The 18,777-nt window shown below is 38.4% G+C and carries 16 protein-coding genes and 1 pseudogene; 10 read left to right on the plus strand and 7 right to left on the minus strand.

The window, feature by feature from the left end:
• The first annotated feature begins 170 nt into the window (after positions 1-170).
• The 6 genes and pseudogenes from pxpB (at position 171) to I6F10_RS07455 (ending at position 5,415) form a co-directional block, all read left to right on the plus strand.
• Complete coding sequence (pxpB, locus tag I6F10_RS07430; RefSeq protein WP_165744329.1) at positions 171-836, plus strand: 5-oxoprolinase subunit PxpB; 666 nt, start codon at positions 171-173, stop codon at positions 834-836.
• Positions 829-1,755: a biotin-dependent carboxyltransferase family protein gene (locus tag I6F10_RS07435; protein WP_197098677.1), complete on the plus strand. Its 927-nt coding sequence runs from the start codon at positions 829-831 to the stop codon at positions 1,753-1,755. Before pxpB ends, I6F10_RS07435 begins: the two co-directional genes overlap by 8 nt.
• A gap of 44 nt (positions 1,756-1,799) precedes the next feature.
• Positions 1,800-2,080: pseudogene (locus I6F10_RS07440) on the plus strand (5-oxoproline transporter, DUF979 family subunit); the annotation flags it as partial.
• A complete protein-coding gene (gene pcp, locus I6F10_RS07445; RefSeq protein WP_165744327.1) occupies positions 2,073-2,741 on the plus strand; it encodes a pyroglutamyl-peptidase I in 669 nt (222 codons plus the stop codon). The pseudogene I6F10_RS07440 and the gene pcp, both read left to right, overlap by 8 nt.
• Positions 2,742-2,894: 153 nt before the next feature.
• A complete protein-coding gene (asnB, locus tag I6F10_RS07450) occupies positions 2,895-4,568 on the plus strand; it encodes an asparagine synthase B (RefSeq protein ID WP_197098678.1) in 1,674 nt (557 codons plus the stop codon).
• On the plus strand, positions 4,552-5,415 hold the full coding sequence (locus I6F10_RS07455; protein WP_165744326.1) for a PhzF family phenazine biosynthesis protein: 864 nt from the start codon (positions 4,552-4,554) through the stop codon (positions 5,413-5,415). The genes asnB and I6F10_RS07455 overlap by 17 nt, the downstream gene beginning before the upstream one ends.
• Positions 5,416-5,433: 18 nt before the next feature.
• Here the strand turns inward: I6F10_RS07455 and egtD are convergent, their stop codons facing one another.
• Both egtD and egtB read right to left on the minus strand, forming a co-directional pair.
• Positions 5,434-6,408, minus strand: a complete 975-nt coding sequence (egtD, locus tag I6F10_RS07460) for an L-histidine N(alpha)-methyltransferase (protein WP_165744325.1) — start codon at positions 6,406-6,408, stop codon at positions 5,434-5,436.
• On the minus strand, positions 6,405-7,676 hold the full coding sequence (gene egtB / locus I6F10_RS07465) for an ergothioneine biosynthesis protein EgtB (protein ID WP_165744324.1): 1,272 nt from the start codon (positions 7,674-7,676) through the stop codon (positions 6,405-6,407). Before egtB ends, egtD begins: the two co-directional genes overlap by 4 nt.
• Positions 7,677-8,304: 628 nt before the next feature.
• Between egtB and I6F10_RS07470 the strand changes: the two genes are divergently transcribed.
• Positions 8,305-9,885 carry a BCCT family transporter gene (locus tag I6F10_RS07470; RefSeq protein ID WP_165744323.1) on the plus strand — a complete coding sequence of 527 codons (1,581 nt, stop codon included), beginning with the start codon at positions 8,305-8,307 and terminating at the stop codon, positions 9,883-9,885.
• 80 nt (positions 9,886-9,965) lie between these two features.
• Here the strand turns inward: I6F10_RS07470 and I6F10_RS07475 are convergent, their stop codons facing one another.
• Positions 9,966-10,676, minus strand: coding sequence for a 3'-5' exonuclease (locus I6F10_RS07475; protein WP_024595068.1), 711 nt, complete (start codon positions 10,674-10,676; stop codon positions 9,966-9,968).
• Between the two features lie 3 nt (positions 10,677-10,679).
• Positions 10,680-12,575, minus strand: coding sequence for a DUF294 nucleotidyltransferase-like domain-containing protein (locus I6F10_RS07480; RefSeq protein WP_165744322.1), 1,896 nt, complete (start codon positions 12,573-12,575; stop codon positions 10,680-10,682).
• Positions 12,576-12,787: 212 nt separating this feature from the next.
• On the opposite strand from I6F10_RS07480, the gene I6F10_RS07485 reads away from it, so the two are divergent.
• The gene (locus I6F10_RS07485; RefSeq protein ID WP_197098679.1) at positions 12,788-14,098 is read left to right on the plus strand and encodes an IS4 family transposase; all 1,311 of its coding nucleotides are present in this window, start codon (positions 12,788-12,790) and stop codon (positions 14,096-14,098) included.
• Positions 14,099-14,148: 50 nt separating this feature from the next.
• Here I6F10_RS07485 and trhO read toward each other — a convergent pair whose 3' ends face one another.
• Positions 14,149-15,156 (minus strand): oxygen-dependent tRNA uridine(34) hydroxylase TrhO, encoded by a 1,008-nt coding sequence (trhO, locus tag I6F10_RS07490; RefSeq protein WP_165743599.1) that lies wholly within the window; start codon positions 15,154-15,156, stop codon positions 14,149-14,151.
• Between the two features lie 208 nt (positions 15,157-15,364).
• On the opposite strand from trhO, the gene I6F10_RS07495 reads away from it, so the two are divergent.
• Both I6F10_RS07495 and I6F10_RS07500 read left to right on the plus strand, forming a co-directional pair.
• Complete coding sequence (locus tag I6F10_RS07495; protein ID WP_165743597.1) at positions 15,365-16,693, plus strand: DEAD/DEAH box helicase; 1,329 nt, start codon at positions 15,365-15,367, stop codon at positions 16,691-16,693.
• Between the two features lie 2 nt (positions 16,694-16,695).
• Positions 16,696-17,529, plus strand: a complete 834-nt coding sequence (locus tag I6F10_RS07500) for a CvfB family protein (RefSeq protein ID WP_165743595.1) — start codon at positions 16,696-16,698, stop codon at positions 17,527-17,529.
• A gap of 39 nt (positions 17,530-17,568) precedes the next feature.
• Here I6F10_RS07500 and I6F10_RS07505 read toward each other — a convergent pair whose 3' ends face one another.
• Both I6F10_RS07505 and pyrF read right to left on the minus strand, forming a co-directional pair.
• Positions 17,569-17,943: a hypothetical protein gene (locus I6F10_RS07505; protein WP_024595713.1), complete on the minus strand. Its 375-nt coding sequence runs from the start codon at positions 17,941-17,943 to the stop codon at positions 17,569-17,571.
• A gap of 92 nt (positions 17,944-18,035) precedes the next feature.
• Positions 18,036-18,740: an orotidine-5'-phosphate decarboxylase gene (gene pyrF / locus I6F10_RS07510; protein WP_002961184.1), complete on the minus strand. Its 705-nt coding sequence runs from the start codon at positions 18,738-18,740 to the stop codon at positions 18,036-18,038.
• Positions 18,741-18,777 lie beyond the last annotated feature (37 nt).

Below are 18,777 nucleotides of genomic sequence, written 5' to 3' on the forward strand. Positions count from 1 at the left end.
TACGAAGCGTATTAAGTTTTGGTCTTCAATAAGTTAAATACGATTAATTGAATATAAAACTACTCTTAAAGTAAGTTGGGCAATAAACATAACCACTTAGTCGCAATGGTGTAAATAAATTAATAAAACTGTGTTACGTTTAAATTATGTTGTACAAATAGGTTTATTTAATGAAGCCAGCTCCTCATATTTATGCATTAACAAACAGTAGTTTACTGTTTGATGCATCGCATTTAGACGCTACAGATAGACTCTCTATTCAAAAGAAAATTTGGGCTTTAGCTAGCCACTGTAAAAGCACTGATGAATTTAGCGATTTGGTGCCCGCCATGAACTCGCTCACTCTTTATTTAAAATCAGATAAACACTTAAATAAGTGGTTACAAGTGCTACCCCCGCTGTGGAATGAGATTAAAACGAGTACTTTTAAGGGGCAGCATCACTTAATCAAAACCTCATACAAGGGTGAGGACATTAATTACGTGGCTCGCTATCATAATTTAAGTGCCGATGAAGTTATTAATATTCATAGTAAAACCAAGTACCACGTTTTATTTTTAGGCTTTCAGCCCGGTTTTGCTTACCTACATGGCTTAAATGAGCAATTACATACACCAAGACGTGATGAGCCACGTACTAGGGTTTCTAAAGGCTCTGTTGCGATAGGTGCTGCACAAACCGGCATTTACCCCGCAGATACCCCAGGTGGTTGGCATATAATAGGTCATACAGATACTGCATTGTTTGATTCGACCTCTGAGCAACCTTGTTTAATTCAACCAGGCGATACGCTTGAATTTGTTCCGCTCGTTAATAAAGGAGCAAATCATGATTAAAGTACTTAAAAGTGGTGTATTACTTACAATTCAAGATTTTGGCCGTGAGGGCTACCGCCATTTAGGTGTAAGCAAAGCGGGCAGCCTAGACCCTATTGCACAAATCATTGCTAATAGATTACTTAACAATAACGACAATGATGCCGTTTTAGAAATAACTGTAGGTTTGTGCGAACTGGAATTTACCTGCGACACAGTAATTGCGCTTCATGGTGCAGATTTGCAAGCAACCCTTGATGGACATGCAATTTATCCTGGTTGGACATACGCAGTAAAAAACAAACAAATCCTAAGTTTTGCTACTGGTAGAGCGGGCTTAAGAGCTTATTTAGCAGTGAAAGGCGGTATACAAAATGCTGAGGTTATGGGTTCTAAATCTACAGATTTAAACGCATGCTTTGGTGGTTTTGAAGGTAGATCTCTCACCACTGGTGATGAAATACCTATTACTCCTTATTATGGAGAGTTTATAAAGGTAGGCGCAATTGCTCCCGCCCAGCGCAAGCTTATACGCCTGCATCCAAGTCCTCATGCTAATTTGTTAGGCGAGACTTTACTTAGCAACTTTGTGTCTACCGCTTTTAAAGTCAGCAATAATAGTAACCGAATGGGTGTAAGGCTTGAGCATAAAAATAATTTGGGCCATTCACACTCTTTGCCATCATTAGGGGTGAGCCCTGGGAGTATTCAATTACCACCAAGTGGAGAGCCGATTGTGTTACTAAATGATGGCCAAACTACAGGGGGCTACCCTCTGCTAGGGACTGTTATTGAAGCCGACTTACGTCAATTTGCACAGTTTAGACCTTTAGATACTGTTGAGTTTAAATATGTAACGTTTGAAGAAGCAGCAAAGGCGAAGCAGAAACTTGACGGACACCTGCATCAATTGAGCCTTGCACTTAAAAATAACCTATAAAAATATTCTAAAAATAAATAGGAAAACTATGTTCGACTTAAATTATTGGCCCTGATAATCGTTTAATACTGGTTGTTTTGTATTGTGTAGGTATATTTTTAATTGAAGGTCATGGCACAAGCCCTGCTCCATTAGTTGTGCTCGGCATGTATAGCGGCAATTGCGGTACGTTAATGACGCCTATGACAGCAAATTAAATATTATTCCTACAGCTCTTTTAGACTTAAAAGATAAGTACCATGTAATAAAGGTTCAAATTCAGACGGCAGTTACCTTACTCGCCGTTAATATTATTTTAATGTATAGCTTGGTGTGTAATGACTAAATCAACTTCTTCTATGGCGTGTGTATTAATAACCGGCTTTGCGCCTTTTGGTAGCGAAACTATCAATCCTTCTTGGCAAGCAGTGCAAAAACTTGATGAAACTATCATCATGAAACACAAAATAAGTACACTAGAACTTGCCTGTGAGTTTAATACGTCTATTAGTCAGCTTATAAACGCCATTGAGTCGCACAATCCGACGGTTGTTTTATGTATAGGTCAAGCTGGTGGGCGCAGCGAAATATCAATTGAGCGTATTGCAATAAACGTTGATGATGCACACATTAAAGACAATGCAGGTAAGCAACCTGTCGATACACCAATAGAAAAAAATGGCCCTGATGCCTATTTCACTAACTTGCCAATAAAGCGTATGTTACAAGCACTGCACAACAGCAATATACCTGCTGCCATTTCCAATACGGCAGGTACGTATGTATGCAATCACGTTATGTATGGCCTTATGCATTACATAAGTGATCACTGCGCTGTAATGAAAGGTGGCTTTGTGCATATTCCTTATTTACCAAGCCAAGCTGTGCACCACAATGGCGCACCTAGCATGTGTGAAGACACTGTTATTAACGCGCTAAAAGTGATGATTGCACAAGCTTTGAACAATAATAACGACGTAAAAATAGCAGCAGGCACCACGCATTGACCACTTTGGTGCGGTTACATATAACTTGGTGCATAAATTATTCTTAATTAATTGTAAAAGCTATGTGACTTGAGTAATTTTTTCTGATAAAACAAGGTTTCGCAGCACAGCAAATTGGCTTTGCTGCACACATAATAGGAATGAGGAGTTACTATGTGTTCAATTTTTGGGGTATTAGATATTAAATCTGATCCCGCTCAATTGCGTGCCCAAGCAATTGAAATGTCAAAGTTGCTTAGGCACCGTGGCCCAGATTGGTCTGGTGTATATGCATCTGAAAAAGCTATTTTAGTACATGAGCGTTTAGCTATTGTTGGTGTATCAAGCGGTGCACAGCCTTTATACAATCCTGAAAAAACAAATATTTTAGCGGTTAATGGCGAGATTTATAATCATAAAGAACTTGCAGCAGAGCTAGATGTTGATTTTACTTTTCAAACTCAATCAGACTGTGAAGTTATTTTAGCGCTTTATAAACAAAAAGGGCCTGACTTTTTAGATGATCTAAATGGCATTTTTGCATTTTGTTTATACGATGAAGAAAATGACGCTTACTTAATTGGCCGTGACCATATTGGTATTATCCCGCTTTACACTGGTCACGACGAGCACGGTAACTTTTACGTTGCTTCTGAGCTAAAAGCACTTTCTCCAATTTGTAAGCATATTGAAGAATTTCCACCGGGGCATTACCTGTACAGCAAAGATGGCAAAATGACGCCTTATTACAAGCGTGATTGGGAAACATTTGATGCAGTTAAAGATAACAGCGCACAAGCGCAAGACGTTAAAGATGCATTAGAAGCGGCCGTTAAACGCCAGCTAATGTGTGACGTGCCTTACGGTGTATTACTTTCTGGTGGTTTAGACTCATCGGTTATCTCTGCTATTACCCAGCGCTTTGCTGCCAAACGTATTGAAGATAACGACGAAAGCGATGCATGGTGGCCTAAGCTGCATTCTTTTTCAGTAGGCCTTGAGGGTTCACCTGATTTAGCCGCTGCCCAAAAAGTAGCTGACATGATTGGTACTATTCACCACCCTATCATTTTTACCATTCAAGAAGGTATTGATGCACTGCGTGAAGTGATTTACCATATTGAAACGTATGATGTAACCACGATTCGTGCCTCTACACCTATGTACCTAATGGCTCGCCAAATTAAAGCAATGGGCATTAAAATGGTGTTATCTGGCGAAGGTGCTGATGAGTTATTTGGTGGTTACTTATACTTCCATAAAGCCCCTAACGCACAAGAGTTTCATGAAGAGCTAAACCGTAAAGTATCAAAACTGCATATGTTTGACTGTTTACGTGCTAATAAATCAATGGCAGCATGGGGTGTTGAAGCACGTGTACCGTTCCTTGATAAAGAATTTGTTGATGTTGCTATGCGTATCAACCCTGAAGCCAAAATGTGTAAAGATGGCAAAATTGAAAAACACATTTTACGTGAAGGTTTTGATGGCTACTTGCCTGATGAAGTTTTATGGCGCCAAAAAGAGCAATTTTCAGACGGTGTTGGTTACAGTTGGATTGATACGTTAAAAGAGTTTGTAAATGAGCAAGTGAGCGATCAAGAGCTTGCAAATGCTAAATTTAAATACCCTATTAATACGCCAGATTCAAAAGAAGCTTACTACTACCGTACTATTTTTGAATCGCACTTTCCTGGTGATGCATCAGCTAAATGTGTACCACATGGTAAATCGGTAGCGTGTTCGACTCCTGAAGCACTTGCATGGGACGCATCGTTCCAAAACAATGCAGATCCATCAGGTCGTGCTGCGGGCGTTCATAACGACGCGTATGCAAGCAAAGGATAACACTCTTTGTTTAACGAAGCGTAAGCCCAAATGGCTTACGCTTCGCTTTATAAAACTCACTTCCACCGAATCTGTTTTTTATAGCCCTGCAAATAACTTAAAAGGCTCAAGTGCTTTAATTGTTATTTATAAAATTGGGTTAACATCAAAAACAATGCAATATATTGCATCACAATCAAATCACCCTGCTACCGTATTTTTAAATCAAAATGAGATAACTAAACGCCATTGTAATATTCGCTGGTTTAACCAAACAAGTGAAATTAAACGCTGTGGGCATGGTTCTTTAGCGGCCGCTAATTTTTTAATAAAATATTTTGGTTATTGTCCTGAAGTATTTATATCAATGAGTAATGAGCGCTTTACTATAAGAGTAAAAAAACAACGCGCCCAGTTGTTACTAAAAAGTATAGAGCCTAAAAAAAGCGAATTAGCTAATGGTGAGTTAAAAAGTGTGTTTTCATTAGCAATAAAAGCAGCCTACAGTATCGGCGAAAATAACGGTTATACGGTTGTGTTATTTAATGAAGAATTTAGTAAAGACGTTGAAAAAGAAGATTTAAAAAGCTTACACGTTGATTTTAAAGCGTTAAATAAACTCCATAAAAATGCTGTTATAGCGCTTAGTATAAAAAATATAGACAAAAAAAATGCCATAGCGCATTTTAGATATTTTGCCCCCCAGTTTGGAGTAAATGAGGACAGTGCAACGGGCTCTGCGGTATCTGTTATTGCCCCCCTGCTATTTAGACTACATGGTTTAAATAAAGCTAAGCTTATACAGCAATCAAATAATGGTGCATTGCTAAGCTATGAGTTTAGCAATGCTAAAGTTGTCATTTATTAAAGATAACTTAAGTAACGTTTAAAGCGGCCTTAATAAGCACAATGCAAAATAGTTACTATCGTCTTGCCATGTTTGCTCTAACTTTAAATTAGCTTGCGCTGCAAGCTGCTTAAACGATTCGAGCGTGTACTTATGAGAGTTTTCTGTATGGATACTTTCGCCTTCAATAAAGTCTATTTGCTGATCATTTATAACCACGCTTTGATTACAGTTACTTACTAAATGCATTTCAATACGGCTATGTTGCTCGTTAAAGCGTGACTCGTGGCTAAAGTTATCTAAATTAAATGTGCCGTTTAGCTCGTTATTAATACGTTGTAGTAAATTTTTATTAAATGTAGCGGTGATTCCCGCTTTATCGTTATATGCATCAAGTAGCACTTGGCGCTCTTTTACTAAATCAACCCCAATTAATACATAACCGTTTACACCACATAAGCGATGGAAATTATTCATAATTTCTATAGCTTTAACTGGGGCAAAATTACCAAGAGTAGAGCCTGGAAAATACACCAAATTGGTTTGACTATCTAAAGCGGTGTCTTTGGTTAGCTGTTTAACCGTTTGGCTATGTGTAAAGTCTCCTAGCAATGGCGAAATTGCCAAATCTGGAAATAACGGTGACAAATGTGCAAGTGAATAACTGAGCATCTCCTCAGAAATTTCAAACGGTACGAAGGTTTTTACGTTTGCCATATGCGCTAATAAATACGCGACCTTTTTACCCGAACCACACCCAGGCTCAATAATAGAGAGATTTTCAGGTAGCATTTGAGCAATCGACTGCGAGTATTGCTCTAAAATAGACAACTCCGTACGTGTAACATAATACTCTTGTAAGGATGTTATTTGCTCGAATAATGCAGCCCCTTTATCATCGTAAAAATACTTACACGGAAGCGTTTTTTGTTGTTGAGTTAATCCGCTTATCACGTCGTTTAAAAATTCAGTGTCGGTTATGATACTTTGTTTAATCGCTGTTACTTGGCTCATACTATATCCTTAGCTAGTCTTATCCCGCTGCACATCCACGCTTGATGTGGGTAATAAAAATTTCGGTATGTTTGTCGTAAATGGTTTTGAGGAGTAAACACACACCCACCCCGTAACACCATTTGGTTATTCATAAATTTACCATTGTATTCCCCTGCTACTCCTTCAATAGGCTTAAAACCGGGGTATGGCAAATATGCACTGTTTGTCCATTGCCAACATGAATCCGTTAACTGGTTTATTTCAGTATCATCTTTTGCTTGTTGTGGTGTTAGGTAGTTATTATTAGTGTCTGTTGCAGGTGTATTTTTAGCTGCATATTCCCACTCGAACTCTGTAGGCAAGCGAGCCTTTACAAAATTAGCGTAGGCGCTGGCCTCAAAATAACTAACATGGCTGATGGGAGCACTTAAATTTAAAGGCTGCAATCCATAGTGTGTAAATTCAAACCATTCGTTATTTATGTAATGCCAATATAGTGGATGCGTTAAACGAGTGTTTTGAATATGCGCCCAACCGTCGCTTAACCAATATTGTGGATTGCTATATCCACCGGCATTTATAAAGTCTAAATATTCACCATTAGTGACCAATCTATTAGCAAAGCTGAATGGATGAATTAGTACTTGGTGTTTGGGGCACTCGTTATCATATGCAAATTCATCTTCGGCATTTGTGCCGATATTAATAATGGCTTTTTCAAAATTGATAAAATTAAGGGGTTTAATATCAGCTGATTTTTTTTGGCTATTTAAAAGCGATGTTTTATATTGAGGAAATAATGGATTTACTGAAAAGTTATATTTGATGTCCATAAGCATTAGTTCTTGATGCTGTTGCTCGTGGTGTAACCCAAGTTCAATAATATCTTTAATGTGCGGGTTAACGTCAGTCTTAAGTAATTCAATCACGCGGCTATCCACATGTTCTTTGTAAGCTAGTACTTCGTCTAAACATGGCCTAGATAAGCTTCCTCTGTTTGCCCGTTTAAATTGCTCTCCAATCCCATTGTAGTAAGAATTAAAAAGCATTTTATAGTGAGGATTAAACACTGCGTACTGTTTACAATGAACACTAAGTAAAAACGTTTCAAAAAACCACGTGGTATGCGCTAAATGCCATTTAGTAGGACTGGCATCAGCCATAGCTTGTAATAGGCAATCTTCTACAGTGAGTGGTTCGATAATGGCTAGGCTTTCGTCTCTAACGCTACAAAAGCGTTTAACAAGTTCGTTTTGATTGGTATCGTTTGTAACGCTTTCACGCATAATAGTATTAATCCTTTGCCTATCTATTTATAAAATATAGCTTAGTGTTGTGTTAAATCATATTCATATTACAACTTGATTAAAGATGCTTATCGGCTTATAAATTTATAATAGCCTTGAAGAGAAATTTGCTCTTTGCTAGCCGGTCTTTGATTATTCTTACGTGCATGCAAGCATGAGAAATAACGCATAAGCTGTTACCGAACCGCTAAGCTATAAAACTAGGAGCGATTAAATTGCGCCTAGATTAAATAAATTTCAATCCTTAAAGACTAACAAGTCCTAATATTTAAGCATTAATTAAGCTACTTAAAAATGATCTTTTTTTACTTAATCAAGTAAATTAATACTTTTAATAGCAAACTAAATTTTAACGTTCACTGAATTTTTAAATTTAGGGCTTTTAAATGAAAGAATCATGAATTTGGTCATATAAACAGCATTTTAAATACAAATTCATTTACATTTAATATTTAACTCATACACTACTAGCTGTATGATCACGCTTCAAATTAGTTAGTCTTCAAATAATTACGGTATTACTTTTTACTTAATATTTAAAGACTAATGTAATTCGATATGACGCCGAATTTATTTTGGCTTGTTAGGACAACTAAAGAGGTATTGCATGAAGGAAAATCATGACAAATATAGTATTGACAACACGGATTACACCGTAGGTCAGGACAACGTACAAAAGTGGGGGTTTGATATTCACAACCCTGTTTTTGGAACTAGTGCGGGCCTGATTGTCATCTTTTTAATCGCCATACTTGTTACCGACCCACAAACTGCAAAAACAGCGCTTGATAGTATCAAGACCGATATTATTAATAATTTTGATGCCCTATTTATGTGGGCTGCTAACTTCTTTGTACTCTTTTGTTTAGCACTTATTGTTTCTCCTTACGGTAATATTCGCCTTGGTGGTGATGACGCTAAACCTTCTCACTCTCGCGTTTCATGGCTTGCTATGTTATTTGCTGCGGGTATGGGTATCGGCCTTATGTTTTGGGGCGTTGCTGAACCAGTTGCTTACTTTACTGGTTGGTACGAAACACCGCTTAATGTAGCCGCTAATACACCAGAAGCTGCAAAATTAGCAATGGGCGCAACTATGTTTCATTGGGGTCTTCACCCTTGGGCTATTTACGCTGTTGTTGGTTTATCTCTTGCATTTTTTACCTATAACAAAGGTTTACCGCTTTCAATTCGTTCTATTTTTTACCCTATATTAGGTGATAGAGCTTGGGGTTGGCCTGGCCATATCATTGATATCTTAGCTGTACTTGCTACGTTATTTGGCCTTGCAACATCTTTGGGTCTAGGTGCGCAGCAAGCTTCTGCTGGTATTAACCATGTATTTGGTACAGAAGGTGGTGTTGGCTCTCAAATATTAGTAATAGTGGGCGTAACACTACTAGCTATAATTTCTGTTGTGCGCGGAATTGATGGCGGCGTAAAACTTTTAAGTAACATTAATATGCTAATTGCTTTTGCTTTATTAGTGTTTGTTTGCTTAGTAGGTTTTGCTGTTGCTATGGGTAACGTACCCACTACCGTGATGGGCTATGTAGAAAATATTATTCCATTGAGTAATCCTCACGGTCGTGAAGACGAAACATGGATGCATGGTTGGACTGTGTTTTACTGGGCTTGGTGGATTTCCTGGTCGCCGTTTGTAGGTATGTTTATCGCGCGTGTATCACGTGGTCGTACAATTCGTGAATTCTTAATTGCAGTTTTACTTATTCCTACTCTAGTTACCGTTTTATGGATGTCTATTTACGGTGGTATTGCGATTGATCAAGTAGTTAATGGTGTTGGTGCGTTAGGCACTAATGGTTTAACTGATGTACCTTTAGCTATGTTCCAAATGCTTGATGAATTACCTTTATCTAATATTTTATCGTTTATTGCAATTTTATTAGTGTTGGTATTTTTCATTACGTCATCTGACTCTGGTTCATTAGTAATTGATTCAATTACAGCTGGCGGTAAAATTGATGCACCGGTACCACAACGTATATTTTGGGCATCGGTTGAGGGCGCAATTGCAGCTGCTTTACTTTGGATTGGTGGCACACAAGCAATTGAAGCACTACAAGCAGGCGCTGTCTCTACAGGCTTGCCATTTACTATTGTATTATTATTTATGTGTTTAAGTTTAGTTTTAGGTTTACGAACTGAGCCTCGCCCAGTTAAGTAATACTTTTAGTGAGTAATACTTTTAATTAGTAACGAAAGCGCCGCAATTTTTGCGGCGTTTTTTTGTTTGGTCATTAAAAGCTAGAGCCACAGCTCTGAGATTGGAGTATCTACACGATAATGATAACTCAGCTGCGCTTGTAAAAGTTCTGCTGTAGCAAGTGCATCCGTTAACGCATTGTGATTTTGATATGCTGGTAGGGAATAACGCGCACGGCAATCTGTTAGCCTAAGAGAACCTAATTTTGTGTTAAACAACCGCCCTAATAACCCCTGCCTTGCTTTTAGTGCTCTTTTTTCTATTTCCATTGTATCAACAAGTGCAAACTCAATACCTTCTTTAAGCCTTAACAATAACGCATTATTTAAAAAGTGACGTTCTATTGCTGCATAATGCACCACGACAACTTTACCACTGAGCGCTTCAAGTAAAGGCTCTATAATTTGATTAAAGTCGGGGGCGTCGTCCACCTCAGAGTGCGTTATTCCATGTATTAAAATAGACTCTTCATGAAGGTTTCGCCTAGGCTGCACAACCCAATGCCGACTGTGCTTACAATAAATGCGCTCTAAATTGAACGGCACTAAACCAACACTCACTATATCGTCGTTTTGGCTATTTAAGCCTGTTGTTTCAAAATCCATTGCTACAAAAGGCACGTCTTTTATTGCAGCTTTGTCTTGATTATAAGCACCCGCATAAAAGTGTTTTAGGAGTTTATTTTTGGTGCTATTGGCAAGCTCGTTATACCTAGCTTGCCAATCAATTGCTTTATGATTACGCGGATTCATAGGCTACTTCACACCAGAGTTTGCTGTGTAGCTAAATTTTAAATAGCTTTGTGCTTTTTCTAAAATGGCGAACGCCTCTTTTAAGTTTCGTTGCTCGAACGGAGAAAGTAAATGTGGATCTAAGTCGTTATCGGGCTCTTCGCCCTTCTCTATTTGCCACGCTTGATGGCGAATTCGCATCATGGCAATATACTCAAGTGCATCACGTAAATCTTGCGCTTTACCCTGTGGTAAAAGTTTCGCTTCAATAATATCTTCTAGTCGTTCAAACGAATTTTGTTTACGTGAACCAATAGCCAATGCGTGCACGCGAATAACATCAGAAAGAGGTGCAGTCCCTCTTCGCTTTAAGTTCATTGAACGCTTATGTTGGCCATTATGCTCCATAACAAAGCCTTTAAAGAAACCTAGTGGAGGTGTTCTATTTCTAGCATTTGCTGCCATATTAGCTAAAAATACGCGATTTACTTTACTTTGTTTTGCTATAAATATTTTAAGCTCGTCGGCCCACTTGGTTTTACCCCACACACCGTCTAAGTCAAAAAATATAGAACTATTAAGCAATGCTTGTGGTTTTGGCTGCGCGATCCAATCTGCAAATTGATCGAACCACTGTGAGCGAGTTTTACGCCATTTTTTAAACGACGCCATAATTTCTCCATCACAGTAGGTGTAACCACACTGCGCTAAACCATCACACACAAAATCGGCAATATTTTGAAAATACGCGTTATGTTTTTCGTCGTCATAACTGTCATCTAAAATAAGCGCGTTGTCTTGATCGGTTACAATAAGTTGCTCGTCTCGAGCCATTGAGCCCAGAGCAATAAAACAGTAAGGCACAGGAGGTGGCCCAAACTTTTCTTCTGCTAGTACAAGTAGTCTTTGTTTAAATGTACGCCCTATAACAGCCATGGCTGTACCAACCATGTGTGAGTTTGCATCTTCATTCACCATACGAACAAACACATTGGGCAATTGGCGCGCATAATGAGCCAAATCCTCTATTGTTTGTTGAGCCAGTATACCGCGTACAAGTAATAAGCTACTTTGGGATTCATAACGCAAAATATCAGAGAGGGAGATAACTCCTATAGGACGTCTTTTTTGTACTACGGGTAAATGATGGAGATTATCTCTGAGCATGGCCAATACTGCTTCGAAAATATAGTCATTGGCATCTAAAAGCACCAAGTTAGTAGACATAATCTCTTTTGCTTGTGTATTAAAATCAAGCCCTTTAGCCACTACTTTTGAGCGTAAATCCCTATCGGTTATTATACCAACTACTTGTCCGTCATCTTCTTCTGGGTCATCATTTATTGGTTTATTTACATCGGTTACCAACACTGACGATACCGCCTCTTCGGTCATTAATTTAGCGATATCTTGTATCGTAGAGGTTGCATCTACGGTAACTACATCTCTGTGAATTAATGATTTTACCTTCGCGGTTGTCAGGTCATTGCCATCGGCTTGCTCGACAATAGCTTGATGCAAACGCACGTTACCGTCTGTTTCGAAGTAATCAGCAAATGCATCAAACTCATCACAGTAACAATTAAAGAGCTCGACATTTATGCAATAAACTAACGTATCTTCCAGAGCAGTTGCAGGAAAACGTACCTTACGGTTCATCAATAAACCCATTTGACCAAATATACCTGCGGTAGCCAAACGATTGTACAGCTCGCCATTTCGGCGATACATTTCTACAGAACCACTTCTAATTACATATAAATCAGAAATGTCTTGTCCAAAACTCAAGATATCTGTTTTTGCTCTAAAATAAGCCACTTCTACTTGTTGAGCTAGCTCATTAAGCGCTTTTTGAGGTAAGTCATCAAAAGGAGGATGTTGTGCTAAAAATTGTGCGATTTCAACTTGTTCGGCTTGCATAAATCCCTTCCTGTATGCGCATTAAAATGACTAAATCTATTTTGCAGATTAACACTATCATCGGGGTGTGAAAACAATTACTGTACAAATTTAGGCACAAAAAAAGAGCCTAAATAGACTAATGCCGATCATTTAAGAATTAGTTAATAGCACTTGAACGATCTTCTAGGTATGTAAGAATCCGAATTCTTTTGTAGAATTCGGATTTTTTTATGCAACTTTCTAATGCTCTCGATATTATTAACAACATCAAACCTAATGACGTTGAAACACTCGCAGACTTACTCCCTTTATCTCTTATCGAAGAAGCCTATACACTGACCGAAACCGTTACACTACGAAAAAGAAAACTAACCCTAGAATCGATGGCTTGGTTGTTGATCGGGATGGTTATTTATAATGACAAATCGATGGCCGATGTCGTTAATATGCTCGACATTGTTGACCGCGATGGTAAGCCATTTGTTGCGCCAAGTGCTTTAACTCAGCGCCGTAAAAACCTAGGTGAAGCCGCCATGAAAGCCTTATTTGAATGCACCCAAAGGCATTGGAATAATGACGCTAATCATCCTCATTGGAATGGGCTTACCTTGCTTGGTGTCGATGGTGTCGTTTGGCGTACGGATGACTCACCCCAAAACAATGAAGCCTTTACAAAACCGACTAATACACAATACCCACAGGTCAGAATGGTGTGTCAAATGGAGCTAAGCAGCCACCTAATCACGGGGAGTGCTTTTGATGATTACAAGGTCAATGAAATGGTGCTGGCTGAAAAGCTTATAGAAACCACACCCGATAACAGTCTCACTTTATTCGACAAAGGTTTCTATTCTTTAGGGCTTTTACATAAATGGCAAACAACTGGCAGTGAACGCCATTGGCTAATCCCCCTGAAAAAAAATGTGCAATATGAAGTTATTCAAACATTAGGGCGTAATGATAAATTAGTCCAACTTAGTAGCAACCCAAGAGCAAGAAAGATGTGGCCAACGCTGCCTAACACCTTAATCGCGAGGTTAGTGACTCGAAAAATAAAGGGGAAATCATATAGTGTGATGACATCTATGACAGATCCGATGCGATATCTATCAGCCGATATAGGTGATTTGTACAGTCACCGCTGGGAGATAGAGCTTGGTTATCGGGAACAAAAGCAATATATGCTGGGCAATCGATTAACATTAAGAAGTCGCTTACCAGCGCTTGTAAAGCAAGAGCTGTGGGGAGTGTTGCTTACTTATAATATGGTGCGATATCAGATGGTAAAAATGTGCCACACATTAAAAGGTGATTATTTACCGTACCAACTGAGTTTCAATGGTAGTTTAGCTCAAATAATGAGGTTGCTTGTTGGATTACCTTATTCAACACCTGGAGCCATACCACGTCAATTAAAATACTTTTATGCGATGGCAGAAAGCCTAATTCTAGAGCCTCGAAGGGATCGAGGTTTTCCTCGTGCAGTCAAGCCAAGACCACAGCGGTACGCTAGAAATAAAAAAGCCGCTCACCTTAAGTGAACGGCATTAGCCTAAATAGACTCTTTAAATGTAATACTTATTGTATAAATTTATTTACCGCGCTGAGCGTCTTTTTGGGCTTTTTTAGCTTCTTTACGTTGCTGTAAAACAGCTTGTGCTTCATTACCAATATGGCCTTCACCACGCGCTTGCGCTAATTCTATTTGCTTTTGGCGCTCTGCAAAACGTGCGCGTTGTTCATCCGTAACTTCTTCAATACAATGATGACAAGAGACGCCCTCCATGTATTCAGGCTTTAACTTTTCGTCTTCTGTAATTGGCATACGACACGCGTGGCATTGATCATAAGAGCCTTTTTGTAGGTCGTGATTAACCGCAACGCGATTATCAAATACAAAACACTCGCCTTCCCACATGGTTTCTTCTTTTGGCACTTCTTCTAGGTATTTTAAGATACCGCCTTCAAGGTGATAGACTTCATCAAAACCTTGCTCTTTCATGTAGGCTGTCGATTTTTCGCAGCGGATACCACCTGTACAAAACATCGCCACTTTTTTGTGTTTTTCAGGGTCTAAGTTTTCTTTTGCCCACTGTGGAAATTCGCGGAACGTTTTGGTATTTGGATCGACCGCATTTTGAAATGTACCAATTTCAATTTCGTAATCATTACGTGTATCAATTAAAATTACTTCAGGGTCAGATATAAGTGCATTCCATTCATTTGGCTTTACATAGCTACCCACAACTTTAAGCGGATCTACGCCTTCAACGCCCATCGTTACAATTTCTTTTTTTAGTTTTACTTTAGTGCGGTAAAACGGACATTCATCGTCGTAAGATTCTTTTGTAACGATGTTTTTTAAATTTGGTTGCTCATCTAACCATGCTAATAAGTTGTCTATCCCTTCACGTTTTGCAGAAACAGTGCCGTTTATACCTTCGGCAGCGAGCAATAAAGTACCGCGTACTTCATTTGCTTCCATCACTTCTAGTAATGGCTTACGGATAGCTTCAAATTCAGGTAAACCTACAAACTTATACAGCGCACATACTACAAAGTGATCGCCCGTTACATTATCTTTATGAACAACAGTCATTATATTTCCTATTTTGCCTTGTTAGCCAATATTGGCGTTTACCGAATCGTAAATCCGGCGCATATGGGGCGCGTATTTTACGCTTTTTTAGTTTAATTGCAAAAAATAGCGCTATAGATTGGTTTTTACTGTTAGCGACCTAGCTGTGTAAGCTATAATGCGCTAATAAATTTATAGAGTTAATTTGCTCATTTTGGAGAAACACACATTGCAGTTTACTGATCTTGGGATTGATACACGCCTTGAAACACAATTAGCACATCAAGGGATCACCCAGCCCACCGATATTCAAGCGCATGCAGTGCCTACCGCACTTGCAGGGCATGACATTTTCGCTCAGTCTAAAACTGGGTCGGGCAAAACCTTGGCGTTTTTATTACCTGCTGTACAAAGGGTTATGAAACAAAAAGCACTCAGCAAACGCGATCCTCGTGTACTTATTGTTGCTCCTACGCGTGAGCTTGCTACGCAAGTATTTACTCAGCTGCGTTTATTAATTGCAGGCACAGCTATTAAGGCAGTTAAAATACTTGGCGGCGAAAACTTTAATGACCAAATAAAAGCTCTTAGAAACGACCCACAATTCGTAGTTGCTACACCTGGGCGTTTAGCTGATCACATAACAAAACGCTCATTGCAATTGAGTGGACTAGAACTGCTTATTTTTGATGAAGCCGATCGTATTTTAGATTTAGGCTTTACCGAGCAGTTAAAAATGATTAACGAGCAAGCTAATCACCGATTACGCCAAACGTTATTGTTTTCTGCAACACTTGACCATGCACAAGTAGATGCACTATCACGTAACCTATTAAAAAAACCAAAGCAAATTACGCTAAGTGCAGCAAATGAGCAACATAGTGATATTAAACAAACGTTATACCTTGCCGATCACCTTGATCATAAAGAAGCGTTATTAGAGCATTTTTTAAACCAAGATGATGTTGGTCAATGTATTATCTTCACAGCAACGCGTTCTGACACGAGCCGTTTGAGTGAAGCCCTTAATGCTAAAGGCTTCAAATCTGTAGCGCTTGCTGGTGATTTAACGCAAAACAAACGTTTAGATATCATGGATTCGTTTAGTCGCGAAAACTTTAAAATATTGATTACCACCGACGTTGCATCTCGTGGTTTAGATTTGTTAAGCGTAACGCACGTTATTAACTTTGATTTACCAAAACACGCTGAAGAGTATGTACACCGCATAGGTCGTACAGGACGTGCTGGCTTTAAAGGAAATGCAATTTCATTAGTTGGCCCAAAAGATTGGGCAAGTTATTTAGCTATTAAAGCATTTTTAAATGACGAATTAAAATTTGCGAGCGTAGAGAGCTTAAAAGCTAAGTTTAAAGGCTTAAAAGAGAAAAAGCCTGAGGCAACGTGGGATAAATCTAAAGAAAAATCCGCCGCTGTTAAAAAGCCTGTATTTAAACGCAAAACCAAAGCTAAAAAGCCAACAGCACCTATTAAAGCACCAATGAACATTGATGGCGATACACCAATGCGCCGTAAAAAAAAGACTGAGCAGGAATAATTATGAGTTACCTAGGAACCACACAAACATTATTTGTAAAAGAAGTGAGTAACGAAGGTGCTTACTTAGACGGTCATGATTTAGGTGAAGTGTTTTTACCAAAACAAGAAATTAAACATGAGCTTGAAGCGGGCGATAGCATTAGTGTATTTATCTTTTTAGACAATGCTAATTTAGCCACAGCAACAATAAAGAAACCACATGCTCAAGTTGGCGAGTATGCCCTACTACGCGTTAAAGAAATAAATAGTATTGGGGCATTTTTAGATTGGGGGCTTGAGAAAGATGTGCTTGCACCTTTTAATGAACAAAAGCCACGCATGCAAGAAGGCCATTCTTATTTAGTACGCCTGTACCTTGATAATGCAAGCCAACGTATTTGTGCCTCAAACAATTTTAATCGTTTCTCATCAAAAGATGAGCCGCAATATACTCACTTACAAGAAGTGGATTTAATTGTTGCTGGCAAAACAGATATTGGCTACAAAGTATTAATTGAAGAGTCGCACTTCGGTGTTGTTTTTTACAATATGGTATTTAAAAGCTTATTTGTGGGTCAAAAGCTTAAAGGCTATATTCAAAAAGTACGTGACGACGGAAAAATTGATGTTGTACTAGAAAAGCCAGGTATGGGAAAAGTAAGTGACCTTGGTGAAACTATTATGCAAAAGCTTAAAAACGAAGGCGGTGTTATTCCACTTGGTGATAAGTCTGATCCTGAAGCAATAAAAAAGATGTTTTCTACAAGTAAGGCTAATTATAAAAAAGCAATTGGTGGCTTATTTAAACAAGAGTTAATAGATATTGAAGCGAAATCCATTCGCTTAAGATCTTAATTATAATTGGCTGTAATTACTAATAATACCTGTTTGTAATTAACCTAAAATATATTTATAAGGCAATGTACATTGCGTATATTGCCTTGAATAATCAAGCACTTCAACTTCCGACTCAAGATTGAGCGGCGCCAAACGAAAAACCTTTTTTTCACATTCTGTTTTTTTATCATCAAGCTTTGATATACATTCACTAACGCTTACATGCTGAGATATGAGTGTATCTTCATTTTTGTAACACAGATGATGAGCATAATCTTGCATTGTTTTTTTAAAATCAAACATATCGACTGGGTACGTTGGAATTATATCTGTAACGGTTGTTACACCATCGTATGCTTTATTAGAAAAAACGTACTTATTTACTGAAAAACCCGCAATAACAATTACTATAGAACCAAAAAATAACTTCAAAACAAACCCCTACTACATTTTGATTTTATTAATGTAACATAAAACTCACATAAGGTAAGGGTTTTAGCACTATATGACTGCTTAATGTTAAATTAAGCTATAGAGTTATTAACATCACTAAGCACTTTTACAGGATTATCTGCTTGAGTAATCGGTCTGCCTATAACTAAATAGTCACTTCCTGAATCTATAGCTTGCTTAGGAGTCATTATACGCTTTTGATCACCCGCATCACTCCCTTCAGGGCGTATACCAGGCGTAACAAGCTTAAAGCTATCACCTAACTCTGTTTTTAAAGCTTTTGCTTCTTGTGCAGAGCACACAACACCATCAAGCCCAGCTTCCTTTGCAAGCTTAGCTAAATAGATAACTTGCTCTTGAGCTGATTTATCAACACCTAAACGCTTAAGTTCTGTTTCATCCATACTTGTTAATACAGTAACAGCGATAAGTAATGGCGCTTTGTCACCAAATTGCTCTAGAGCCGATTTAGCTTTGCTCATCATTTCAAAGCCACCAGAAGCATGAACGTTTACCATCCACACCCCCATTTTAGCAGCTGCAGTAACCGCTTTAGCTACTGTATTAGGAATATCATGAAACTTTAAATCTAAGAAAACATCAAAACCTAAATCAATTAACTCTTTAACAAATGCAGGTCCAAAATAGGTAAACATTTCTTTGCCGACCTTGAGACGGCAAGTATCAGGAGAAAGTTGTTTAACAAAGTTTAAAGCAACTTCTTGATCATCGTAATCTAATGCAATAAGAATTTTTTTTGAGTGTTCGAAAGACATAACTATCCTAGTGAATGGCAGTAAAGTTATAAATTAT

Source organism: Pseudoalteromonas sp. SWYJZ98 (assembly GCF_015864495.1).
In the GTDB taxonomy this organism is placed as follows: Bacteria; Pseudomonadota; Gammaproteobacteria; order Enterobacterales; family Alteromonadaceae; genus Pseudoalteromonas; species Pseudoalteromonas distincta.

Coding starts and splice junctions, on each gene's coding strand:
- I6F10_RS07480 (WP_165744322.1), bottom strand. CDS start 12,575: ATGCAAGCCGAACAAGTTGAAATCGCACAATTTTTAGCACAACATCCT.
- pcp (WP_165744327.1), top strand. CDS start 2,073: ATGACTAAATCAACTTCTTCTATGGCGTGTGTATTAATAACCGGCTTT.
- egtD (WP_165744325.1), bottom strand. CDS start 6,408: ATGAGCCAAGTAACAGCGATTAAACAAAGTATCATAACCGACACTGAA.
- trhO (WP_165743599.1), bottom strand. CDS start 15,156: ATGACTGTTGTTCATAAAGATAATGTAACGGGCGATCACTTTGTAGTA.
- pxpB (WP_165744329.1), top strand. CDS start 171: ATGAAGCCAGCTCCTCATATTTATGCATTAACAAACAGTAGTTTACTG.
- I6F10_RS07475 (WP_024595068.1), bottom strand. CDS start 10,676: ATGAATCCGCGTAATCATAAAGCAATTGATTGGCAAGCTAGGTATAAC.
- I6F10_RS07455 (WP_165744326.1), top strand. CDS start 4,552: ATGCAAGCAAAGGATAACACTCTTTGTTTAACGAAGCGTAAGCCCAAA.
- I6F10_RS07500 (WP_165743595.1), top strand. CDS start 16,696: ATGAGTTACCTAGGAACCACACAAACATTATTTGTAAAAGAAGTGAGT.
- I6F10_RS07470 (WP_165744323.1), top strand. CDS start 8,305: ATGAAGGAAAATCATGACAAATATAGTATTGACAACACGGATTACACC.
- I6F10_RS07435 (WP_197098677.1), top strand. CDS start 829: ATGATTAAAGTACTTAAAAGTGGTGTATTACTTACAATTCAAGATTTT.
- egtB (WP_165744324.1), bottom strand. CDS start 7,676: ATGCGTGAAAGCGTTACAAACGATACCAATCAAAACGAACTTGTTAAA.
- asnB (WP_197098678.1), top strand. CDS start 2,895: ATGTGTTCAATTTTTGGGGTATTAGATATTAAATCTGATCCCGCTCAA.
- pyrF (WP_002961184.1), bottom strand. CDS start 18,740: ATGTCTTTCGAACACTCAAAAAAAATTCTTATTGCATTAGATTACGAT.
- I6F10_RS07485 (WP_197098679.1), top strand. CDS start 12,788: ATGCAACTTTCTAATGCTCTCGATATTATTAACAACATCAAACCTAAT.